Below are 21,094 nucleotides of genomic sequence, written 5' to 3'. Positions count from 1 at the left end.
AATACTATGAAAATAAAGCCATTATTTTTCTTACTTATTTCCTTTTATTTACAATCTCATAGTCAAACAAACTGCTCTGATGCCAATTCGGATGTGGTTTATGCATATTCTCATGTAAAGACTGCATATGCATCAAACAATTTAGATCATTTAAAATATTGGTCTAACCGATCATTGGAAGCATTTATAAGAACAAAAGCTAAATTAAAATCTTGTGGATGCGAAAAAGCATATAATTATAGCTATGACATAGTAGAATTATTAAGTAATGTTGAAAGTTCCGTAACTAATGAAGACGGTAGATTTTATGTAAAAAGGGCTAGAGATCTGGCCAAAGAAGCGATAAACGAATTTGAGTTGTGTACTGAATTAGAAGCTACGACTGAAAATAAAGTAACAGCAGATAATTAGTGTTAAAAACTAAAGTTAAAATTCTCATTAATATTAATGTGAGCTTTTTTGTTATCTTAACATCCAAAAATTTTATGTAATTACGGGTAAATGAAGACCAAATTTTTACTAACCTTAATTTTTTTTATCAATTATAACATAACATTTTCTCAAGTTTCCGACACAACATTTGTATTTCAAAAGAATGGAATAATAAAACCTAGTATCCTATCTACTCACCCTTTTGGAATTTTCTTTTCCAGACTCCAAGGAAATTTTAAAACTAGTGCTTCAAAAAACCTAGCACTAATGATTGGAATAGAGAGTGGTAATGTTTGGGCAGCACCTATAGATGTATATATTCCTAATAACCAAGAGGACAGAGACAAAGCAAAAGGTATTCCATGGCATAAAAGAGAATTTGCTTTTAATGAAGAATCCCTTGATGCAAAAACCTATGAACTACAGTTTGATGGTGTTATAAAAGGATTTAGAATAAAGACTACTTTACCACTAGCAAAAAATCAGGAACTCAATATTGGAATTAGAACATATATTCTATCTAATGGAAAACTGCCATTTACTGCTCTCACTGGAGATGAATTTATAGAATGGTTTCATGAAAAGATTGCAGGAGGTGATGATCCTTTTGGTCGAAAATTATTTGGTTTGAACAATGCTGGTATTATTTATAAAGATAGAAACGAAAATACTTTAGAACTAAAAAAAGGAGATTTTGTTTTCGGTGGCATAGAAACCAGCTACTACTTTTATCCTGAAAACTTTATTGGTCAAAGCAATATATTTCAGATTAATTTTGGTACTCACATGGGCATTAATCTTTCTCAATATAATACTTCAATAGATTTTGGTTTGTCCGTAAATGCAATCAAAAATTATCGTATAAATAATTTAAGTTCATTTAATTTAGGCGTAAATTTAGGAGTTCTTCGTAAAGGATTAATTGACTTAAAAGATAATAATCTTGATTTTGGCAACAACAATTTTATTGGAAATTTGGAAACTATAATAGAATATAGTTTTATTTCAAAAGGAAAAACAACACATTCATTTGGTGCAGATTTTTATATGCAAACTAGCTTAAACAAGAAAAATGAATATGATTATATCATACCTATTCGGAATGGTGTCACCGAAAAGTCTTGGTTTACTGGAGTTTCACATTTATTTAGGAACAATAATTATTGGACGTTGATGTATTCTTTTACAAGAAAGATTACAACTACATTATATCTACAACAAGATTTAACCTTGAATAATAATCCGGATATTCAAACCGGAATTAGTATTGAATTTGGCATTTAGCTATTTACTGGCAAAGAGTTTTACATCTTCTTCGTTAACCTCCTTACCTCCTAAAATAATCAAGCGTTCTACCACATTTCTTAATTCCCTGATATTTCCTGTCCAATCATACTCTTGTAATAATTTTATGGCTTTTTCAGTAAAAGTTTTTACAGTTGTTCCTTGCTCTGAAGCTATTTTGTTACAAAAATAGTTGACTAAAAGTGGAATGTCATCTCGTCTTTCATTTAGAGCAGGAACTTCAATTAAAATTACGGCAAGTCTGTGATAAAGATCTTCTCTGAATTTTCCATCTTCTATTTCCTTCTTAAGGTTCTTATTGGTAGCAGCTATAACTCTTACATTAACTTTTATATCTTTATCGCTACCAACACGTTGAATTTTATTTTCCTGTAAAGCTCTCAAAACTTTTGCCTGTGCAGACAAACTCATATCTCCTATTTCATCCAAAAAGATAGTTCCTCCATTAGCAGCTTCAAACTTACCAGCTCTATCTTTATTGGCACTTGTAAAAGCTCCCTTAACATGGCCAAATAATTCACTTTCTATCAATTCGCTTGGAATTGCGGCACAGTTGACTTCTATCATAGGACCTTTGGCTCTTTCACTCTTTTGGTGCAACCAATGTGCAACGAGTTCTTTTCCCGTTCCATTTGGACCTGTCACCAAAACTCTAGCATCAGTATGTGCTACTTTCTCAATGATATTTTTTATTTTAGAAATAGCTTCGCTTTCACCGATCATTTCATAGTTCTTACTTACTTTTCTTTTAAGTAAAGTATTTTCAACTACAAGTTCTTTTTTATCTAAAGCATTTCTAACGGTATTTAATAATCTATTTAAATCTGGTGGTTTTGAGATGTAATCAAACGCTCCAAGCCGCATGGTGTTTACAGCAGTATCCAAATCGCCATGGCCAGAGATCATTACAATTGGTATTTCTGGTTTTAATTTTTTAACAGCTTCTAAAACTTCTACACCATCCATTTTTGGCATTTTGATATCACACAATACCAAATCAAAATCATCTTTTTTAATTTTGTCAACTCCTATAAGACCATCTTCTGCTTCATCAACTTCATATTTATCACTTTCTTCTGAAAGTATTTTTACTAATACTCGTCGTATTGCAGCCTCATCTTCTATAACCAATATTTTTGCCATTTTTTAGGATTTCTTTTGTTCTATAATGTGAATATCTCTTTGTGGGAATGGAATACTAATGTTGTTTTCCCTGAAAACTTTATCAATTGCAAATCTTAACTCGCTTTTTGGCATATGCGCCTGAAAGCTATCGTCTAATGTTACAACTAGTTTAAAATTTAGTGAACTGTCAGCAAACGCAGTAAAAAGTACAGTAGGTGCAGGTTCTTTAAGTACCTTCTTATTATCTGAAGCAACTTTCAATAATAAGGTTTTTACCAGCTCTACATCACTTCCATAAGCTACACCAACCTCAACACTTTCTCTTGTAGTCGTACCATTTTGTGTCCAATTGTATAAACTATTTGTTAAATACAAATGATTTGGAATAACTAACACTTTGTTATCAATAGTAACTGCTCTGGTTGTTCTTAATTTAATTTCTTCTACTCTACCAATTTTTCCTTCAATTTCTATAATATCTCCTACATGAACTGTTTGGTCAACTAAAATAAATACTCCTGAAATGATATCCTGAAATAGTGTTTGCAATGCTAAACCAATACCTATAAGTAAAGCTGCAGAGGCAGCAAATATTGCTGTTACATTAACACCAACCGCATCTAGTGTAATAAGTAGAATGACTAAATAAACAAACCATTTAAAATAGCTATAAACGACATTGAATTTAGTTTTGTCATCTTCTGGTAATCTTCTGGTTATCAACTTGTAAATAAACCTTAAAATTAAAGAGGTAATAAAAATAACTGTAATCGCGATTAATACTTCTTTAACCGAAATGCTTATGTCACTAGAAAAATCGTAATGAGTATTGAGTATTTCCTTTGTTTTCTCCCAAAACGAACTTTCAACTATTGTTTCTTCTATTTTTTTTAATTCTTCTTGTTGCATTTTAATACTTTATCCATTTTATGAGTTCTTTATAACTTGGCTTTTTGCCATACATTAAAATACCTACACGATATACTTTTGCTGCAAACCAAACGGTGAACATAAATGTACCAAATAAAAGCAATAATGATACCAATTGCTGCCATAAAGGGACACCAAAAGGTATTCGCATTAGCATAACCACTGGCGAGGTTAAAGGAATAAACGAAAATACAGTTGAAACTGTACCATGTGGATCTTCTATAACTGTAAAAATGCCAATGTAAACTGCTAAAATTAACGGCATTAAAATTGGTAAAAGGAATTGTTGAGTATCTGTTTCGTTATCTACTGCAGCTCCTATTGCAGCATATAGCGAGCTGTACATTAAATAGCCACCAATAAAAAAGAGTATAAATGCTATTATTAAATTTGAAATTGGCATATTAACAAACTCCGTGAATAATAATTGGATTTCGGCTTGAGCTCCTTCATTAATCATAGCTTGTTGTATCATTTCTTGTTGAGGAGATTGAGTCATATCTATGCCAAAAATTGCCGATACAATAACCATTAAAACACCTCCTAAAATGATCCAAATAATAAATTGTGTAATTCCTGCTAAAGAGGTCCCAATAATCTTACCTAACATCAACTGAATTGGCTTTACAGACGAAATGATTACTTCTACAATTCTGCTTGTCTTTTCTTCTATAACACTACGCATAATCATGTTACCATATATAATAATAAACATAAACAACAAATAACCTGCAATACCTCCAAAAGCAATTTTCATGATGCTTCCTGCTTTTGAGGTTTTTTCACCACTAAAACTCTCCTGTTCTATACTAATATTAGTTTTAGACTCTTCTATTTTCTTGAGGTCAACACCTTTGTGTTGAAGTTTAATATCGGTAAGTTTTTTTTCAATTTTAGATTCTAATTCAGTAATAATAGTTAATGAAGGTGAATCTTCTGAATAAAATTTAACATTATTAGAGGTTGAATCCAAGTCATTTACTCTTGATATGTACAGCAATCCATAATTACTATTCTCCTTTACTAAAGCTTTCGCATCATTCAATGACATGTTTTGCAAAACATGATAGGTCATGTTTTCCGTGTTTTTAAATACATCCATAACTAATCCCGATTCGTCTAAAACAGAGATAGTTCTTTCTTTATCATTATTTAATTGAGATAAATATGCTACAACAGCAATAAGAGCAATGAAGATGAGAGGACTCAAAACAGTCATAATTAAGAATGCTTTATTCTTAACTTTAGTTAAATACTCTCGTTTTATTATAAGTGAAAGATGATTCATGATTAATTATTCTTAACGGTTTGGATAAAAATATCATTTGCTGTAGGTATAAGTTCTACAAAATGAGATACCTCACCTTTTGTAGATAAAAATTTCAGCAAATCGTTTGGAGTATCTTTCTCTGTAAGCTTAACATTAAGTTTTAATTCGTTGTTCAATGATTTAAAATCGGTAAGAGATACTTGAAACTTTTCTGCAATAATTTCGGTAAGTTCTCTTTTATCTTTAGCCTTAATTCCAACTTCGTAAGTATTCGTTTTATATTGCCTTTTAATATCCTGAAGATTGCCATCAAGGATTTTGTTAGATTTGTGTAACAATGCAATATGATCACAAAGCTCTTCGACAGATTCCATTCTGTGAGTCGAAAAAATCACAGTTGCTCCATTATTTTTTAAACGTAATATTTCATCTTTAATTAAGTTGGCATTTATTGGATCGAACCCTGAAAAAGGTTCATCAAAAATTAAAAGCTTTGGTTCATGTAATACGGTTACAACAAACTGTATTTTTTGTGCCATTCCTTTAGATAGTTCTTGGATTTTCTTATTCCACCAGTCACCTATTTCAAGACGGTCAAACCAATATTTTAATCGTTTTTTTGCTTCTGTTTTATGTAGCCCCTTTAGTTGTGCAAGATACAATGCTTGCTCTCCAACTTTCATAGATTTATATAAACCTCTTTCTTCTGGCAAATATCCAATATCTTTAATATGGATAGGATTTAATATTTCACCGTCTAACATAACACTACCTGTGTCTGGCATAGTTATTTGGTTAATTATTCTAATAAGTGTGGTTTTGCCTGCTCCATTTGGGCCTAACAGACCAAAAATACTACCTCTTGGAACAGAAATAGAAACATTGTTTAAAGCAGTAAAATCTCCAAATTTTTTAGAAACTGAAGTGGCTTCTAATAAGTTACTCATACTTTTTATTTGGTTAACAAATGATTGGTAAAGATATTAAATGTATTAGAGCTAACATGAATTGAAGTAGCATATATTTAAGAAATTTATATAAAAACAAAACCCACCCTTAAAAAAATTAAGGATGGGAAAAAATTGCTATGAAAAAGAAAAATTATCACTAATTTTCATTAGCGATAAATCAAATATAGTGTTTTTTAACAAATATCACTTTAAAAAAAGTATAAAAATAGATTAATTTTTATTCTATTTTATTTTACGAAAACATGTCTTTTACCTTTTCAAAGAAAGATTTATCACTACTTTGAGGTTGCGGTTGGAAATGCTCATCATCTTTCATACTCGCAAAGAATTCCTTCTGCTCCTTATTCAATGTCTTTGGTGTCCAAACGTTAACATGTACTAGCAAATCTCCTTTGCCATAACCATTTATACTTGGAATACCTTTTCCTCTTAAACGCAAAATCTTCCCAGATTGCACTCCTGATTCTACTTTAATACGCACTTTTCCAGTTACTGTATCAATTTCTTTTGAAGTGCCTAAAACAGCATCTGGATAACTTATGTATAAATCGTAATGTAGATTATCTCCTTCTCTTTGCAACTTCGGGTGTTTTTCTTCCTCCAAAGCCACTAACAAATCGCCTGAAATACCATTTCCTGGAGCCTCGTTTCCTTTTCCTGAAACCTTTAATTGCATTCCGTCTACTACACCAGCAGGAATTTTAACAGAGATTGTTTCTTCTTTATAAACTTGCCCATTAGCATCAGCATCTGCTGGTTTTCTATCAATTATCTGACCAGCACCACCACAAGTAGAGCATGTGGTTGCAGTCTGCATTCTACCAAGTATTGTATTTGTTACTCGTGTAACTTGACCACTACCATTACAAGTAGTACATGTCTTGTAACTAGTTCCTTTGGCTTTTACTTTTCTTCTTACTTTGACTTTCTTCTCGACACCGTTGGCAATCTCTTCAAGTGTTAATTTAACACGAATTCTCAAGTTACTGCCTTTAACTCTACGTTGGCCTCCACCAAAACCTCCGCCAAAACCTGAAAAACCTCCTCCACCAAAAGCACCACCAAAAATATCTCCAAACTGGCTAAATATGTCTTCCATATTCATGCCTCCACCACCAAATCCGCCTGCACCATCAAATGCCTGATGTCCAAACTGATCATATCTTGCTTTTTTATCAGCATTACTCAAAACTTCATAAGCTTCAGCTGCTTCCTTAAATTTAGTCTCTGCTTCTTTATTATCAGGATTTTTGTCAGGATGATATTTTAAGGCCATCTTTCGATATGCCTTTTTAATCTCTTCGGGACTAGCGCTTTTTGAAATCCCTAATATTTCGTAATAATCTCTTTTTGCCATACTTATTGTCCTATAACTACTTTAGGAAATCTTATGACTTTATCCCCTAGTTTATAACCCTTTTCTATTACGTCAATAATTTTCCCTTTTAAATCCTTACTTGGAGCAGGAATTTGAGTTACAGCTTCGTGCTCGTCTGCATTAAATACATCTCCTTGAGAAATTTTAATTGCAGATAATCCTTTTTGCTCTAATGTTTTCAACAATTTCTGATAAATAAGTACGACTCCTTTACGAAGTTCTTCTGCCTCTTTATCTTCATCAATGTGACTTAATGCACGTTCAAAATCATCCAGAACTGGCAACATAGACAGCATAACATCTTCGCTGGCAGTTTTAAAAAGCTCTATACGCTCTTTAGCGGTACGTCTTTTATAATTTTCAAATTCAGCAAATAAACGTAAAAACTTATCTTTTTCCCCTTTTAATTCTTCCTGAAGTTTTTCTTCTACAGACTGTTCTTCTAATGCAACAGTCTCGTTTTGAGCATTATCTATTTGCTCCTCAACAGTTTCTTTCTTTCTGTTTTTTTTACTCATTATTGTATGTCTTTTTTCAATACTAAAATTTCATAGCAAAAGTACTACCATTATTATTAAAATGTCAAAATGTCACAAATATTTTTGCGTTTTTAAACTTTTATCTATACAACTATTTGATTACTTTTGGATTTCAAAAAAAATTATATACACAAATGAAAAAAAGAATATTAAATATTTTTATGATCGCAGCAGTTGCTGTTGTCATGGTAAATTGTAAAGACAAAGCGAAAGAAGCAAATACAAGTGAAGCCGAAGCAGCCGCAGTAAATGAAAGTACTACGCAAAAGTATGTAACCGATGTCACAAAATCTACAATTGAATGGAAAGGTTTTAAGCCTACAGGAACTCATAACGGAACAGTAAATATTGATACTGGAGTGTTTCAAGTAGATGGCGGCAATATACAAAGTGGCACGTTTTTGATTGATATGACTTCTATTGTTAGTTTAGATTTAGAAGAAGGAAAAATGAAAACCAACCTTGAAAACCATTTGAAAGGTACTGTTGAAGGTAAAGAAGGAGACTTTTTTAATGTAACTCAATTTCCTACAGGCGCCTTTGAAGTAACAGGTGTAAGTGATGAAGGTGGTAAAACAATGCTTTCAGGTAATTTAACTCTTAAAGGAGTTAAACAAAATATTACGTTTCCTGTATCTGTCGCTAATGTAGGTGATGAGTTAACTATTACTAGTGACGCCTTTACCATTGATAGAACAAAATGGGGCGTAAATTATGGTTCTAAAACTGTATTTGATAACCTTGGTGATAAGTTTATCAGTGATGAAATAGAATTAAAAATTAATGTTGTTGCTTATAAAAAAGCATAATGCTTATAAAATTAAAGATTAAAAAAGCCACTACATATGTAGCGGCTTTTTTAATCTTACACATTCATCTTGATGTATTTTTTTCTTCAAACCGTTAAGCAAGATTACTGCTTGTATTTTTTGGTCAATTAATACATGAGTGAAATGGGAAGGAAATTTCTTTAAAAAGTATTCCTGAAATTTTCGATTTTTAATCACCTAATTATTGAGTAGATCTTCTAATGCCGTTTGTAAGTGATGATATTCAAAATTAAAGCCTAAATTTTCGATTTTTTTTGAACTTACTCGTTGACTATCATATAAAAGGGAATGCATATCACCTAAAATAAGTTTCATCATAATTTTAGGGATTTTGGGCAACCATATTGGTCTATTCAAAATCTTCGCAATGGTTTTTGTAAACTCTTTGTGCGAGACCGGATTTGGAGCAACACCGTTATAAACGCCATTTAAATTGTTTTTCAAAATAAATAAAAAAAGCTGTGCCAAATCTTCAATATGAATCCATGATTGCCATTGATCTCCTGTTCCAAAAATAGTCCCAAAACCTAGTTTGATAGGTTGAACAACCTTCGGCAATGCTCCTCCATTATTTGATAAAACCAAACCTATCCTAATTTTAGCAACATTCAAATTCAGGTTTGAAAATACATCTACCGAATTCTCCCATTCTTGTACCACATAGCTTAAAAATGAACTGTCAAATTCTGTATTAGATTCTTCGTAATATTTGGTTAAAGAATCGGGATAAATACCAATAGCACTTGCAGAAATAATTTGATTGATATTATGATTTTGTTTTTTAAGAGAAGTAAACAAAAATTGAGTGACTTCTACTCTACTTTTAATAATTTCATCCCTATAGCTTTTGGTCCATCGTTTAGCAACATTAGCACCAGCTAAATGAATAATTACATTAACATCTGTAAAACATTCTGTATCAATTTCATCCAGATATGGATTCCAATAAAATCCTTTATAGTTTTCTTTATTTTCAAGTTTTGATTTAGTTGTAGTAAGATAGTTTACATCAATATTTTGAGCATGACAAAGGTCAACAATCTCTTTGCCAATAAGTCCTGTAGCACCTGTGATTAAAACCCTCATCTAAACAATATTAATTTTTATAAAGTTACCACTTGAAATGCTATTTTTAATCATTATTATACTAGCTTTAACAAAAACCCGTCAAACTTTAAGTTTTCTTAGCACTTCATAGCTTTTAGCATCTCTCTTTTACCAGGTGGCCCAGGGCATTTCTCTACTTTAAAACCAACTTTTTGCATAGCTCTTCTTACACTTCCTTTCGCAGAATATGTTACCAAAACACCATTTTTTAATAATGCTTTGTACATAATTTCAAAAACTGATTCTGTCCATAATTCTGGTTGAACTCTTGCTCCAAAAGCGTCAAAATAGATTACATCAAATTTTTCAAAATAATTAATGTTTACAAAATCATTATTTTGTTTTTTTAGTTTAAAATTATGGGTGATCACATGATTTTCATCCCAAGAGACATCGTGAATTTTATTAAAGATATCTGTCTTATCTTCTACAGATAATTGTGTGGGATAATTAAGTTGTAGAATTTCATTTACCTCTACAGGAAATGCTTCAATTCCTACATAATCAATGTATATTCCTAGATTTTCTGCTTCAAGCAATGTGATAAAGGCATTAAGACCAGTACCAAAACCTATTTCCAAAATCGATACTGATTTTTTTGGTTCAGAATGACAAAAATGATACAATCCTTGTTTAATAAATACATGATAGGCCTCCTGAATTGCTCCATGTTTAGAATGATAATGCTCATTCCATTCTGGCAAAAAAATAGTTTTAGAACCGTCTGAAGTTGTTATTATTTCGCGTTTCAAGTTATTGCTTTAGTAGAACACCTTCGGCTTCAAATGAATATGTTTTTTTAGGTTTTGTAATTTGCGCAATTTCCTCTTTAGATTTTCCAGCATCTTCAGCATAATGTCTTAATTCTTTTACTGGAACTATATTTACAAATGCTTTGCCTTGTATAACAACTTCTTTACCAGCTATATCTTTAGGTACAAAAAAACCATAATCCTTAAACTTGACCATAATTTCATTGCCATCTTCCAAATTTAACGTCATCCAACATCCTTTAGCTTGGCAAACTTCATTTACTGTTGCTGTCAACTTATAATCTGTAGTATCTCCTGTTTTCATTGATTGATATTTTTCTGAAGCTGTAATTATATCTACAGCATTGTCTGCACTTATCTTTTCACCAAATGAAGCGTACGAATCATTTTGTGCCCTACAAGAAGAAATAACTACTAAAACTATTATAAACGAGAATACTTTTTTCACAACAAACAAATTATTAAGATTGATAGGTAAATATAAAGTTTTTAAGGAAAATTTCTGTTTTTTATACCATGAATATTGCGTAATTTTGCCTTTCATTATAATGACGATAGGATGAATCATTTAGTTAACGACATAGAGGTTATAAAATCTAAAGCTACTAAAATACATGATGTAGATTTTGACAATTTAGCATTTGGAAAGGTTTATACAGACCATATGCTAGAATGTAATTTTAAAAACGGAAAATGGGAAGAACCAAAAGTGGTGCCTTACCAACCTATAATTTTAGATCCTTCTGCAAAGATATTTCATTATGGCCAATCTGTTTTTGAAGGCATGAAAGCTTACAAAGACAACAATGATGATGTTTGGTTATTTAGACCTGTAGATAATTTTAAGCGTTTAAATATTTCTTCAAAGCGTTTGGCTATGCCAGAATTACCCGAAGCTTATTTCATGGAAGGTTTAAAAACTTTATTACAAGTGGATAAAGACTGGATTCCAAAGAAAGAAGGCAGTTCTCTGTATGTAAGACCTTTTGTATTTGCGTCTGGAAAAGGGTTTCATGCTTCGCCAGCTGATGAGTACAAATTCATCATAGCTTGTGCGCCTTCTGGAGCTTATTTTGCTGGTAAAATAAAAGTATTGATTGAAGAAAAATATTCACGCTCTGCAAATGGTGGAGTTGGTTATGCAAAAGCTGGTGGTAATTATGCTGGACAGTTTTACCCAACACAATTAGCCATTGAGAAAGGTTATAATCAAGTTATTTGGACAGACGATGTGAATCATGAAAATATTGAAGAAGCAGGTGCAATGAATATTTTCATTAGAATAAATGACACGCTTATTACGGCACCAACAAGTGATAGAATTTTAGATGGAATAACTCGTAAAAGTATTATTGCTATTGCAGAAGACAAAGGTATTCCAGTTGAAGTTAGAACTATAAAGGTTCATGAAGTTGTGGAGGCTGCAAAAAATGGAAGTCTTAAGGAAATGTTTGGAGCTGGTACAGCTGCTGTTGTTTCTCCTATTTCTGGATTTGGATATAAAGATAAAGATTTCAGCTTACCCGAATTAGAAAACAACTATGCAAGCTACTTGAAAAAGCGCATTACAGATATTCAAACCAATAAAGCAGAAGATCCTTTTGGTTGGAGATATAAGGTTTAAATCATAATTTAATTTATAAAAGGAGCAACTTTTTAAGTTGCTCCTTTTTAGTTGTTTAAAATCTTCGCAATATCTGGTTTAAAATAATTTGGGCCTTTTAAAACTTTTCCATCTTCACGATAAATTGGCTCTCCATTTTCTGCCAACTTGCTCATATTACTTCTTTGTATTTCATTAAAAACCTCTTCTATTTTGTATTGCAATCCATGTTCTATAATGGTACCACATAAAATATAAAGCATATCACCTAAAGCATCGGCAACTTCAACAAGATCATTATTATTGGCAGCTTCAAGATATTCTTCATTTTCTTCTCGCATAAGTTTATAGCGAAGCATGTTTTTTTCAATTCCTAAATCAGCTTCCGGTGTTTCTTTGTATCCTATTTTAAATGCATTATGAAATTGTTTTACAGCGTCTATCTTATCTTTCATTTATTCTGGGTTTTTAATTAAATTTGTATAAAAATAATTATATGTTTACGAAAGGACAATGGATTTTTGGGATTTTATTTTTTATTGCTTTTGTAATCATCATTGCCTACACATACAAGAAGGATTTTAAGCTTCACAGGCGATATTATAAAGGCAGTATTTGGGTATTGATGGCTTTTATTTCATTTATTCTGTTCATCGCTTTACTTAAATTTATTTTTAAATAATTATCATTCTATAATGTAATCTTTAGCTATTTCTCGAAAAGTAAATACTTTAGAGATGGTTAAAATTGATTATCTTTGAAAGACTACTAATTCTTCTAAAATGAAATTTTTAAAATACCTATTATTTCTGCTTCTAATTGCTATTATTGGAGTTGCAATTTATATTGCAGTACAACCTAACGAATATAGTGTTACAAGATCTAGATCCATACAGGCTCCTGCTTCTGTTATTTATGAGAATGTTATCGACTTTAAAAAATGGGAAGCATGGTCGCCATGGATTGAAAAAAATCCAGACACTAGAATTAACTATCCTGAACAAACAAAGGATGTAGGTGGCTCATATTCTTGGGAAGATGAAGATGGTATAGGTACAATGACAACTATTGATGCCGTTGAGAACCAATCTATCTTACAACATATGCAGTTTGAAGATTTTCCACCTTCTGAAGTATCTTGGAATTTTGATTCTTCTGAAAATGGTTTAACGAAAGTGACTTGGAATATATCGGGCAAAGATTTACCCTTCATGTTTAAAATGTATTCAACATTTACCGGTGGTATGGAAAAAAATATAGGTCCTGATTTTGAACGTGGTCTTGAAAAATTAGATAGTATTGCCATAGAAAGTATGAAAATCTATAGCATTGTCATTAATGGAGAGACCACTCACAGTGGAGGTTTTTATCTCTACAATACTACGTCTAGTAAGATAAGTGAGTTTGAATCTAAAATGAAAGAAACACTTCCTAAAGTTAGTCAGTATGCCATCACTAATAACATACCAATGGCTGGAGCGCCATTTATCTACTATCATAAATGGGATGAAGCTAATGATGCCGTTATATTTTCTAGTTGTATTCCAACTTCCGATCAAGTTATAACAACATCAGATAGTGATATACTTACTGGACAACTGCAACCTTTTAAAGCTATTAATACAACTCTTAAAGGTGATTATATAAACCTAAAGGAAGCTTGGGAAAAAACTATGAAATTTATCACAGAATCCCATTATGAATTTACTGCAAGTGGTCCTATGATAGAAATTTACCAGACAGATCCGATGAGCGCACCTAATCCAGCAGATTGGATCACTCAAATATATATTGCAGTAAAATAAATGAAGCAGATCTTACTCGTTTTTGTTGGTGGCGGATTTGGAAGTGTTTTGCGTTATATAGTTGGTAAATATTTAAACAGTTCTGAATCAGGGATTCCTTATGGAACCTTTGCTGCCAATATTTTAGGTAGTTTACTTATTGGTATTATATTAGGTTTAGCGGCAAAAAATAATGCGCTTTCAGAAAACTACACTCTACTTTTAGCCACAGGATTTTGTGGTGGTTTTACTACCTTTTCTGCCTTTGCTTATGAAAACCATCTGTTTTTAAAAGCTGGTGACTTTACAAGTTTTGCTGTTTATACCATTGCAAGTTTTGTTATTGGATTTTTAGCTGTGTTTTTTGGAATGTATTTAGTAAAGTAAGCTTACGTGTTTGACTTTCTTAAAAAAATAGCCGAACTTCGTTTAACTAGGGCTAATAACAATTAAAACTATGATTAGCCTAACATTTTAAACGAAACTTCAAAAAATCAATGCTCATTAAAAGCCTTGACGCCAGCTTCTATCTTTATAGGTAAATAATTTACTCTTGGTACAATTGGGCAAGAATATTTATCATTATAAGCACAATAAGGGTTATAGGCTTTATTAAAATCAATAATTATAGTGTTTCCTTGAGGTATTCTCGCATCTATATAGCGTCCGCCTCCATAACTTTCAATTCCATTAGTTTGGTCTAAAAAAGGTAAAAACAGATAATCTTCATAACCTTCTTTGGTAATTAATTCCTGGTTTTGGTAAATGTTTAGTTTAAATGTTTCGCCTCTCAACGTAAATGTGGCTTCACCATATTTCACATAAACAGGTAATCTGTCTGTAGTGGTTTTCATTTTAAAAGGTTTTTCGTCTGGTGTTCTAATAAAATTTGCTGTTACAATAAAAGTAGAATCAACAGGAAAAAACTCCAATGCTTTAAAATGTTTCAAATCCTTTTTTGTTAAAGGTGATGTTGTAGCATCCTTAAATTCAGCATTCATCTCACGCTGAAAATCGGTTTCGCCAAAAATTGGCTGTTTATCTTGAGTACAACCTAAAAAGAAAAATGCAATAATAAATACGGCAAAAAAAGATTTCATATTTAATTTTTTCATTTCAAAAATACAACTTACAAATATTTTACATAGTTTTGAACCAACAAAAATAAACCATGCGAAATTTAGTCACAATTTGTAGAAAACAGTACACCTCTTCTGGTAAGGGTTGGGCGTTTGATATATTGTGATGATATGAATATAAGATATTACAATGTATAAAAGTCCAACTGTAAAGTTGGACTTTTTATTTTTAAACTAATCAATCAACTAATGAAAACACTTTTTAACAACTACATCAATACTTTTAGAGGTCTCTCTAGAGAAGTGTGGTGGCTTGCTCTTATTACATTGATAAATAGAGCAGGCACTATGGTATTACCATTTATGTCTTTGTATTTAACAAAAAGTCTTGACTTTAGCTTAAATGATGTTGGCTGGATAATGAGTGCTTTTGGGTTAGGTTCTGTAGTTGGCTCTTGGTTAGGTGGAAAACTGACTGATAAAATTGGTTATTACAAAGTCATGGTGTTTAGTTTGCTTGCTACAGGCATTTTATTTATTGCTCTGCAATATCTTACAACATTTGTATCGTTTTGCATAGGTATTTTTGTAGTTATGGTAGTAGCTGACACGTTTAGACCAGCTATGTTTGTGGCTTTAAGTGCTTACAGTAAGCCTGAAAACAAAACACGTTCTGTAACACTTATTAGGCTAGCCATTAATCTTGGTTTTTCGGCTGGACCAGCCGTAGGTGGTATTATTATTACAACTATCAGTTATGGTGGTTTGTTTTGGGTTGATGGTATAACTTGTATCGTTGCAAGTATTGTTTTGTTACAAGTTCTAAATCCGAAAACTGCAAGAACTTTAGATGATGTAAAAAATGAAAACCCGAAATCGGCCTACAGTGATAAAGCCTTTTGGATTTTCCTTGCAGCAATGGCATTGTTTGGTGTTGTATTCTTACAATACTTTTCCACTATGCCATTGTATTATAAAGATGTGCATCAACTCACCGAATTGGAAATAGGTTTGCTAATGGGTTTAAATGGATTTTTAATTTTCGTTTTTGAAATGCCTTTGATCAAATGGCTAGAAAACACACGGTATACAAAATCTGGATTAATGTTTTTTGGAGCTGTACTTACCGGTATAAGTATTATTATTTTAAATATGACTTCTTGGGTAGGAATTCTCATTTTTGGAATGGTCTTTATGACTTTAGGCGAAATGATAGCCTTCCCGTTTTCAAATGCTTTTGCTATGCAACGTGCAAAACGCGGTAATCAAGGTGAGTATATGGCTCTATACACCATTTCCTTTTCTGTTGCTCATATATTTGGGCACAATGCAGGTTTACAAATGGTTGATAAAATCGGATTTGAAAACACATGGTACATAATTACTTTGCTTGCAATTGTATGTATGTTATTATTGTTTATACTCAAACAATATATGAGAGTTAGAAATGATACACAATAGATATTAGTTTATTTCTTTTACGGCATTATTTTTTACGACTTGAGAAAGTACAATTTGTGTTTTACTTTCTCCGTATGTAATAAGTTGATCAATAAAAAACTCTAAATGTTTTTGGTTCTTTAAGACAACTATCATAACAATGTTTTCATCACCAGTTATTCGGTAGCAATTTAAAACTTCATCATAGGTTTTTACTTTCTCTAAAAAAGGCTTGAGTTTGCCCATAAAGGCACGTAAAGTAATAATTGCCTTAAGTTGATAGCCCACTTGAAAAGGTGATACTTTGGTATTATAACTTTCAATAACTCCAGCATCTTCCATCTTTCTTATCCGTTCTGCAACAGCTGGAGAAGACATACCAACCTGCTTTGCAATTTCGACATTAGTTTGTCTTGCATTGTGTTGTAAACATCTTAAAATCTTCCAGTTAAACGAATCAATTTTCATATTAAAGATTATTATGTTTTTTCATTAATAAATAAAGTAAATATACAATTTTACATTAATAATTATTGCCTATTATGGAATCTTGTCACTATTTTTGAATAAATTGCTTGAACATGTTACCTACAATACCATCACATCTTTATGAATTGCCTATTTACAAAAAGGCAATAGAGATAATTACGTTGTCACAAAACTTATCTCAATACTTTAGTGATGATTTATCTGAATTAAAACCTGACGGTTCAGAAGATGAAAATATTTATTTTTCTGGAGATATTGTACAGCAGTCTGTTTCTTTGGCACCAGAAATTTTAAAAGCAGAATTAGAACATTATACAGATAAAAAGTATAAACATGTTCTATCCATAAAAAGATTGACATATCTGTTATATAAGAATTGTAGCCGGTTAGAACGCGCAAACAGCAATGGTAAAGATTATATTAGAATTTTGAGAAAAGAACTAAAGGCTTTTAGAAAGCTTCAACATAGTTGGGCATTACGATTTTAGTTTGCTTTTTTAAGTTAGAAAAATTACATGTTCCGTCTGTATTGTCCGCCAACTTCAAACAATGCATTTGTAATTTGCCCAAGGGAGCACACCTTACAAACTTCCATAAGTACTTCAAAAATATTTTCATTATTAATGGCTTTTTGTTGAAGGCCTTTCAACAACTCATCAGTATCAAAAGTATTATGTAGGTTTTGAAGTGTTTTTATTTGCAATTGTTTTTCTTTTTCAGTTGCACGAATAACCTCTACTGGTAAAATTGTTGGTGACCCTTTAGAACTTAAAAACGTATTAACACCAATAATTGGAAAATCTCCGTTATGTTTTAAAGTTTCATAATACAAACTTTCCTCCTGTATTTTGCTACGTTGATACATAGTTTCCATAGCTCCCAAAACTCCACCTCTTTCAGTAATTCTGTCAAATTCTAAAAGAACTGCTTCTTCTACCAAGTCTGTTAATTCTTCAATGATGAAAGAGCCTTGTATTGGATTTTCATTTTTCGCTAAACCTAACTCTTTGTTAATGATGAGTTGAATAGCCATTGCACGGCGTACAGATTCTTCGGTTGGTGTGGTAATAGCTTCATCGTATGCATTGGTATGTAAGGAATTACAATTATCATAGATTGCATACAAAGCCTGAAGTGTTGTACGAATGTCATTAAAATCAATCTCTTGAGCATGTAGACTTCTACCTGAAGTTTGAATATGGTATTTGAGCATTTGTGAGCGTTCATTAGCACCATACTTATATTTCATAGCTTTTGACCAAATTTTTCTCGCCACGCGACCAATGACAGCGTATTCAGGGTCAATCCCGTTTGAAAAGAAGAAAGACAAATTAGGTCCAAACTTATTGATATCCATGCCTCTTGCCAAATAATATTCTACATAAGTAAACCCATTAGCAAGTGTAAATGCCAATTGCGAAATTGGATTGGCTCCAGCTTCAGCAATATGATACCCAGAAATAGATACCGAATAAAAATTACGAACCTTATTTTGTATAAAATATTCCTGAACATCTCCCATTAAACGAAGGGCAAATTCTGTTGAAAAAATACAGGTATTCTGTGCTTGATCCTCTTTTAAGATATCCGCTTGAACAGTTCCTCGTACTTGAGAAATAGTTCTAGCTTTTATGTCCTGATATACATATTTTGGCAAAACTTTATCTCCAGTAACACCCAATAGCATTAACCCAAGTCCATTATTGCCTTCAGGAAGTTTACCGTTATATTTTGGTCTTTCTTTTTTATTATAGATCTTGGATATCTTACTTTCTACTTCTTTTTCTAAACCATTCTCTTTGATATAAATTTCGCATTGTTGGTCGATAGCTGCATTCATAAAAAAGCCCAACAACATTGGCGCTGGACCATTAATGGTCATACTTACAGAAGTTTTTTCATCAACAAGATTAAAACCTGAATACAATTTTTTAGCATCATCCAGACAACAAATACTTACACCTGCATTGCCAATTTTTCCGTAAATGTCAGGTCTTAGGTCTGGATCATTCCCATAAAGTGTCACACTATCAAAAGCAGTAGACAATCTTTTTGCTGGCATTCCTAAACTTACATAGTGAAAACGTCTATTTGTTCTTTCTGGTCCACCTTCTCCTGCAAACATTCTGGCAGGATCTTCACCAATACGTTTAAAGGGATATAATCCTGATGTATAAGGGAATTCTCCTGGCACATTTTCTTGTAAAACCCAATGTAATAAATCGCCCCATGCTTCATACTTCGGCAATGCAATTTTAGGAATTTGAGTGTGAGAAAGTGATTCTGTATGTGTTTCAATTTTTATTTCTTTATTGCGTACTTTAAATGAATAAACTGGATTCTTATATTTAGAAACCTTGGCTTTCCATCCTAAAATTAGCTCCCAATTATGTGGATCAAGATTTAGCCTTATACGATCAAATTCTGCAACGAGTAATTTTATAAAATCTTTATTTGGTTCTGAATTAATCGAATCAGAATCAATTCCGTGTTTATTTAATTCTGGAGTATTATCTGTAACAGATTCTATGGTTTTAAAAATCCCATACAATTTTTGAGCAACTTCAATTTGTTGTTTTACTTTTTCATCATAAGAACGATTATTTTCAGCAATTTCAGATAAATAGCGTGTTCTGGCTGGAGGAATAACAAAAATCTTTTCACTCATTTCATTTGAAACGGTGAATTTAGATTTTAGTTTTACTTTGGTTTTCTCGACAATCTTATCAATCACAGCTTTGTAAAGCATGTTCATACCTGGATCGTTGAATTGTGATGCAATGGTACCGTATATAGGCAATTGATCTTGTGGCACATCCCAAAGATTGTTATTACGCATATATTGCTTTTTAACATCACGTAAAGCATCAAGTGAACCACGTTTATCAAATTTATTTATAGCTACTAAATCTGCAAAATCTAGCATATCGATTTTTTCTAACTGTGTGGCAGCTCCAAATTCTGGAGTCATAACATACAATGATACATCGCTATGTTCAATAATTTCGGTATCAGATTGACCAATTCCAGACGTTTCCAGAATAATAATATCAAACCTTGCAGCTTTTAATACCTGAACTGCTTCACTTACATGCTTTGACAATGCTAAATTAGATTGACGTGTTGCCAAACTACGCATATAAACTCTAGGAGAATTGATGGCATTCATACGAATTCGATCACCTAAAAGAGCTCCACCTGTTTTACGTTTTGAAGGGTCTACAGAAATAATACCAACCGTTTTGTCAGAAAAATCTATTAAAAATCGTCTGACCAACTCATCAACCAAACTGGATTTTCCAGCACCACCAGTTCCTGTAATTCCTAGAACTGGAATTTTAGAATTCTTATTCTCTTTATGAATTGTGCTTAATGCTTTTTTAGCAACTTCCGGAAAGTTTTCGGCAGACGAAATCAATCTAGCAATGGCTTTAGGGTTCTGTTTTTTTAAATCTTTAATTTCATCATTTATAACATCTCCAATGGCAAAATCTGATTTTCTTACCAAATCATTGATCATTCCTTGAAGTCCCATTTCTCTACCATCGTCTGGAGAATAGATTCTGGTAATACCATAAGCCATAAGTTCTTTAATTTCTTCAGGAAGTATAACTCCACCACCACCGCCAAAAATCTTTATATGACCTGCTCCTTTTTCCTGAAGCAAGTCATACATATACTTAAAATATTCATTATGACCACCTTGATAAGATGTCAAAGCAATGGCATTTACATCTTCTTGGATTGCAGTATTTACAACTTCTTCAACACTACGATCATGACCCAAATGAATAACCTCTACTCCTGTTGATTGGATAATTCGTCTCATAATGTTAATAGCTGCATCGTGACCATCAAAAAGTGATGCCGCCGTAACAATTCGAACTTTGTTTTTAGGCTTATAAGGTTGAATTTGCTTCATTGATAAAAAAAACGATTATTACTGCAACAAATTTAAGGATTATTCAAAGAAACGAAGCTATTTCTTTTAATATTATAATAATAATTACTTCAAAAAATATTCAATCAAAAAAAACAT

The 21,094-nt window shown here is 31.9% G+C and carries 21 protein-coding genes; 8 read left to right on the top strand and 13 right to left on the bottom strand.

What is annotated here, in order from left to right; genetic code table 11:
* Positions 1 to 6 precede the first annotated feature (6 nt).
* Together AAFP94_RS07930 and AAFP94_RS07925 are read left to right on the top strand one after the other, a co-directional pair.
* Positions 7 to 411, top strand: coding sequence for a hypothetical protein (locus tag AAFP94_RS07930; RefSeq protein ID WP_316662017.1), 405 nt, complete (start codon positions 7 to 9; stop codon positions 409 to 411).
* Between the two features lie 90 nt (positions 412 to 501).
* Positions 502 to 1,716, top strand: coding sequence for a hypothetical protein (locus AAFP94_RS07925; protein WP_316662016.1), 1,215 nt, complete (start codon positions 502 to 504; stop codon positions 1,714 to 1,716).
* On the opposite strand, the gene AAFP94_RS07920 is transcribed toward AAFP94_RS07925, so the two are convergent.
* The 6 genes from AAFP94_RS07920 to AAFP94_RS07895 all read right to left on the bottom strand — a co-directional run bounded on the left by AAFP94_RS07920 (position 1,717) and on the right by AAFP94_RS07895 (position 7,929).
* The gene (locus tag AAFP94_RS07920) at positions 1,717 to 2,880 is read right to left on the bottom strand and encodes a sigma-54-dependent transcriptional regulator (RefSeq protein WP_316662013.1); all 1,164 of its coding nucleotides are present in this window, start codon (positions 2,878 to 2,880) and stop codon (positions 1,717 to 1,719) included.
* Positions 2,881 to 2,883: 3 nt separating this feature from the next.
* Positions 2,884 to 3,771: a mechanosensitive ion channel family protein gene (locus tag AAFP94_RS07915; RefSeq protein WP_316662010.1), complete on the bottom strand. Its 888-nt coding sequence runs from the start codon at positions 3,769 to 3,771 to the stop codon at positions 2,884 to 2,886.
* A gap of 1 nt (position 3,772) precedes the next feature.
* Positions 3,773 to 5,080: an ABC transporter permease gene (locus AAFP94_RS07910; protein WP_316662008.1), complete on the bottom strand. Its 1,308-nt coding sequence runs from the start codon at positions 5,078 to 5,080 to the stop codon at positions 3,773 to 3,775.
* 2 nt (positions 5,081 to 5,082) lie between these two features.
* On the bottom strand, positions 5,083 to 6,009 hold the full coding sequence (locus AAFP94_RS07905; protein WP_316662007.1) for an ABC transporter ATP-binding protein: 927 nt from the start codon (positions 6,007 to 6,009) through the stop codon (positions 5,083 to 5,085).
* 256 nt (positions 6,010 to 6,265) lie between these two features.
* Positions 6,266 to 7,390 carry a molecular chaperone DnaJ gene (dnaJ, locus tag AAFP94_RS07900; protein WP_316662006.1) on the bottom strand — a complete coding sequence of 375 codons (1,125 nt, stop codon included), beginning with the start codon at positions 7,388 to 7,390 and terminating at the stop codon, positions 6,266 to 6,268.
* Positions 7,391 to 7,392: 2 nt separating this feature from the next.
* Positions 7,393 to 7,929, bottom strand: coding sequence for a nucleotide exchange factor GrpE (locus AAFP94_RS07895; protein WP_316662005.1), 537 nt, complete (start codon positions 7,927 to 7,929; stop codon positions 7,393 to 7,395).
* A gap of 155 nt (positions 7,930 to 8,084) precedes the next feature.
* Here AAFP94_RS07895 and AAFP94_RS07890 point away from each other — a divergent pair, with 155 nt between their 5' ends.
* Positions 8,085 to 8,759 (top strand): YceI family protein, encoded by a 675-nt coding sequence (locus AAFP94_RS07890; protein WP_316662004.1) that lies wholly within the window; start codon positions 8,085 to 8,087, stop codon positions 8,757 to 8,759.
* 198 nt (positions 8,760 to 8,957) lie between these two features.
* On the opposite strand, the gene AAFP94_RS07885 is transcribed toward AAFP94_RS07890, so the two are convergent.
* The 3 genes from AAFP94_RS07885 to AAFP94_RS07875 all read right to left on the bottom strand — a co-directional run bounded on the left by AAFP94_RS07885 (position 8,958) and on the right by AAFP94_RS07875 (position 11,108).
* Entirely contained in the window at positions 8,958 to 9,866 is a 909-nt protein-coding gene (locus tag AAFP94_RS07885; protein ID WP_316662002.1) for a TIGR01777 family oxidoreductase, read from the bottom strand.
* 98 nt (positions 9,867 to 9,964) lie between these two features.
* Positions 9,965 to 10,639 (bottom strand): tRNA (5-methylaminomethyl-2-thiouridine)(34)-methyltransferase MnmD, encoded by a 675-nt coding sequence (gene mnmD, locus AAFP94_RS07880; protein WP_316662000.1) that lies wholly within the window; start codon positions 10,637 to 10,639, stop codon positions 9,965 to 9,967.
* Position 10,640: 1 nt separating this feature from the next.
* Positions 10,641 to 11,108, bottom strand: a complete 468-nt coding sequence (locus AAFP94_RS07875; RefSeq protein WP_316661998.1) for a DUF4920 domain-containing protein — start codon at positions 11,106 to 11,108, stop codon at positions 10,641 to 10,643.
* Between the two features lie 111 nt (positions 11,109 to 11,219).
* Between AAFP94_RS07875 and AAFP94_RS07870 the strand changes: the two genes are divergently transcribed.
* Positions 11,220 to 12,284, top strand: a complete 1,065-nt coding sequence (locus tag AAFP94_RS07870) for a branched-chain amino acid aminotransferase (RefSeq protein WP_316661995.1) — start codon at positions 11,220 to 11,222, stop codon at positions 12,282 to 12,284.
* A gap of 47 nt (positions 12,285 to 12,331) precedes the next feature.
* Here AAFP94_RS07870 and AAFP94_RS07865 read toward each other — a convergent pair whose 3' ends face one another.
* On the bottom strand, positions 12,332 to 12,718 hold the full coding sequence (locus AAFP94_RS07865) for a nucleoside triphosphate pyrophosphohydrolase family protein (RefSeq protein ID WP_316661993.1): 387 nt from the start codon (positions 12,716 to 12,718) through the stop codon (positions 12,332 to 12,334).
* Between the two features lie 327 nt (positions 12,719 to 13,045).
* Between AAFP94_RS07865 and AAFP94_RS07860 the strand changes: the two genes are divergently transcribed.
* On the top strand, positions 13,046 to 14,068 hold the full coding sequence (locus AAFP94_RS07860; protein ID WP_316661992.1) for an SRPBCC family protein: 1,023 nt from the start codon (positions 13,046 to 13,048) through the stop codon (positions 14,066 to 14,068).
* Positions 14,069 to 14,434, top strand: a complete 366-nt coding sequence (gene crcB / locus AAFP94_RS07855; RefSeq protein WP_316661990.1) for a fluoride efflux transporter CrcB — start codon at positions 14,069 to 14,071, stop codon at positions 14,432 to 14,434.
* A 107-nt stretch (positions 14,435 to 14,541) separates the two neighbouring features.
* Here the strand turns inward: crcB and AAFP94_RS07850 are convergent, their stop codons facing one another.
* Positions 14,542 to 15,147, bottom strand: coding sequence for a DUF1684 domain-containing protein (locus AAFP94_RS07850; protein ID WP_316661989.1), 606 nt, complete (start codon positions 15,145 to 15,147; stop codon positions 14,542 to 14,544).
* A 228-nt stretch (positions 15,148 to 15,375) separates the two neighbouring features.
* On the opposite strand from AAFP94_RS07850, the gene AAFP94_RS07845 reads away from it, so the two are divergent.
* A complete protein-coding gene (locus AAFP94_RS07845) occupies positions 15,376 to 16,587 on the top strand; it encodes an MDR family MFS transporter (protein WP_316661988.1) in 1,212 nt (403 codons plus the stop codon).
* Between the two features lie 3 nt (positions 16,588 to 16,590).
* Here AAFP94_RS07845 and AAFP94_RS07840 read toward each other — a convergent pair whose 3' ends face one another.
* Entirely contained in the window at positions 16,591 to 17,034 is a 444-nt protein-coding gene (locus AAFP94_RS07840) for an Lrp/AsnC family transcriptional regulator (protein WP_316661987.1), read from the bottom strand.
* 113 nt (positions 17,035 to 17,147) lie between these two features.
* Here AAFP94_RS07840 and AAFP94_RS07835 point away from each other — a divergent pair, with 113 nt between their 5' ends.
* Complete coding sequence (locus AAFP94_RS07835; RefSeq protein ID WP_316661986.1) at positions 17,148 to 17,543, top strand: hypothetical protein; 396 nt, start codon at positions 17,148 to 17,150, stop codon at positions 17,541 to 17,543.
* 23 nt (positions 17,544 to 17,566) lie between these two features.
* On the opposite strand, the gene AAFP94_RS07830 is transcribed toward AAFP94_RS07835, so the two are convergent.
* Positions 17,567 to 20,977: a methylmalonyl-CoA mutase family protein gene (locus tag AAFP94_RS07830; protein ID WP_316661985.1), complete on the bottom strand. Its 3,411-nt coding sequence runs from the start codon at positions 20,975 to 20,977 to the stop codon at positions 17,567 to 17,569.
* Positions 20,978 to 21,094 lie beyond the last annotated feature (117 nt).

Origin of the sequence: Gilvirhabdus luticola, from assembly GCF_040117515.1 — a bacterium.
GTDB lineage: Bacteria > Bacteroidota > Bacteroidia > Flavobacteriales > Flavobacteriaceae > Gilvirhabdus > Gilvirhabdus luticola.
The sequence above is the reverse complement of the archived record's forward strand: the minus strand, read 5'-3'. Positions and strand labels throughout refer to the sequence as shown.

Bases quoted from the DNA above. Each gene is read 5' to 3' on its own strand.
- AAFP94_RS07930 (WP_316662017.1), top strand. From the start codon at position 7: ATGAAAATAAAGCCATTATTTTTCTTACTTATTTCCTTTTATTTACAA.
- AAFP94_RS07925 (WP_316662016.1), top strand. From the start codon at position 502: ATGAAGACCAAATTTTTACTAACCTTAATTTTTTTTATCAATTATAAC.
- AAFP94_RS07920 (WP_316662013.1), bottom strand. From the start codon at position 2,880: ATGGCAAAAATATTGGTTATAGAAGATGAGGCTGCAATACGACGAGTA.
- AAFP94_RS07915 (WP_316662010.1), bottom strand. From the start codon at position 3,771: ATGCAACAAGAAGAATTAAAAAAAATAGAAGAAACAATAGTTGAAAGT.
- AAFP94_RS07910 (WP_316662008.1), bottom strand. From the start codon at position 5,080: ATGAATCATCTTTCACTTATAATAAAACGAGAGTATTTAACTAAAGTT.
- AAFP94_RS07905 (WP_316662007.1), bottom strand. From the start codon at position 6,009: ATGAGTAACTTATTAGAAGCCACTTCAGTTTCTAAAAAATTTGGAGAT.
- dnaJ (WP_316662006.1), bottom strand. From the start codon at position 7,390: ATGGCAAAAAGAGATTATTACGAAATATTAGGGATTTCAAAAAGCGCT.
- AAFP94_RS07895 (WP_316662005.1), bottom strand. From the start codon at position 7,929: ATGAGTAAAAAAAACAGAAAGAAAGAAACTGTTGAGGAGCAAATAGAT.
- AAFP94_RS07890 (WP_316662004.1), top strand. From the start codon at position 8,085: ATGAAAAAAAGAATATTAAATATTTTTATGATCGCAGCAGTTGCTGTT.
- AAFP94_RS07885 (WP_316662002.1), bottom strand. From the start codon at position 9,866: ATGAGGGTTTTAATCACAGGTGCTACAGGACTTATTGGCAAAGAGATT.
- AAFP94_RS07870 (WP_316661995.1), top strand. From the start codon at position 11,220: ATGAATCATTTAGTTAACGACATAGAGGTTATAAAATCTAAAGCTACT.
- AAFP94_RS07865 (WP_316661993.1), bottom strand. From the start codon at position 12,718: ATGAAAGATAAGATAGACGCTGTAAAACAATTTCATAATGCATTTAAA.
- AAFP94_RS07860 (WP_316661992.1), top strand. From the start codon at position 13,046: ATGAAATTTTTAAAATACCTATTATTTCTGCTTCTAATTGCTATTATT.
- crcB (WP_316661990.1), top strand. From the start codon at position 14,069: ATGAAGCAGATCTTACTCGTTTTTGTTGGTGGCGGATTTGGAAGTGTT.
- AAFP94_RS07850 (WP_316661989.1), bottom strand. From the start codon at position 15,147: ATGAAATCTTTTTTTGCCGTATTTATTATTGCATTTTTCTTTTTAGGT.
- AAFP94_RS07845 (WP_316661988.1), top strand. From the start codon at position 15,376: ATGAAAACACTTTTTAACAACTACATCAATACTTTTAGAGGTCTCTCT.
- AAFP94_RS07840 (WP_316661987.1), bottom strand. From the start codon at position 17,034: ATGAAAATTGATTCGTTTAACTGGAAGATTTTAAGATGTTTACAACAC.
- AAFP94_RS07835 (WP_316661986.1), top strand. From the start codon at position 17,148: ATGTTACCTACAATACCATCACATCTTTATGAATTGCCTATTTACAAA.
- AAFP94_RS07830 (WP_316661985.1), bottom strand. From the start codon at position 20,977: ATGAAGCAAATTCAACCTTATAAGCCTAAAAACAAAGTTCGAATTGTT.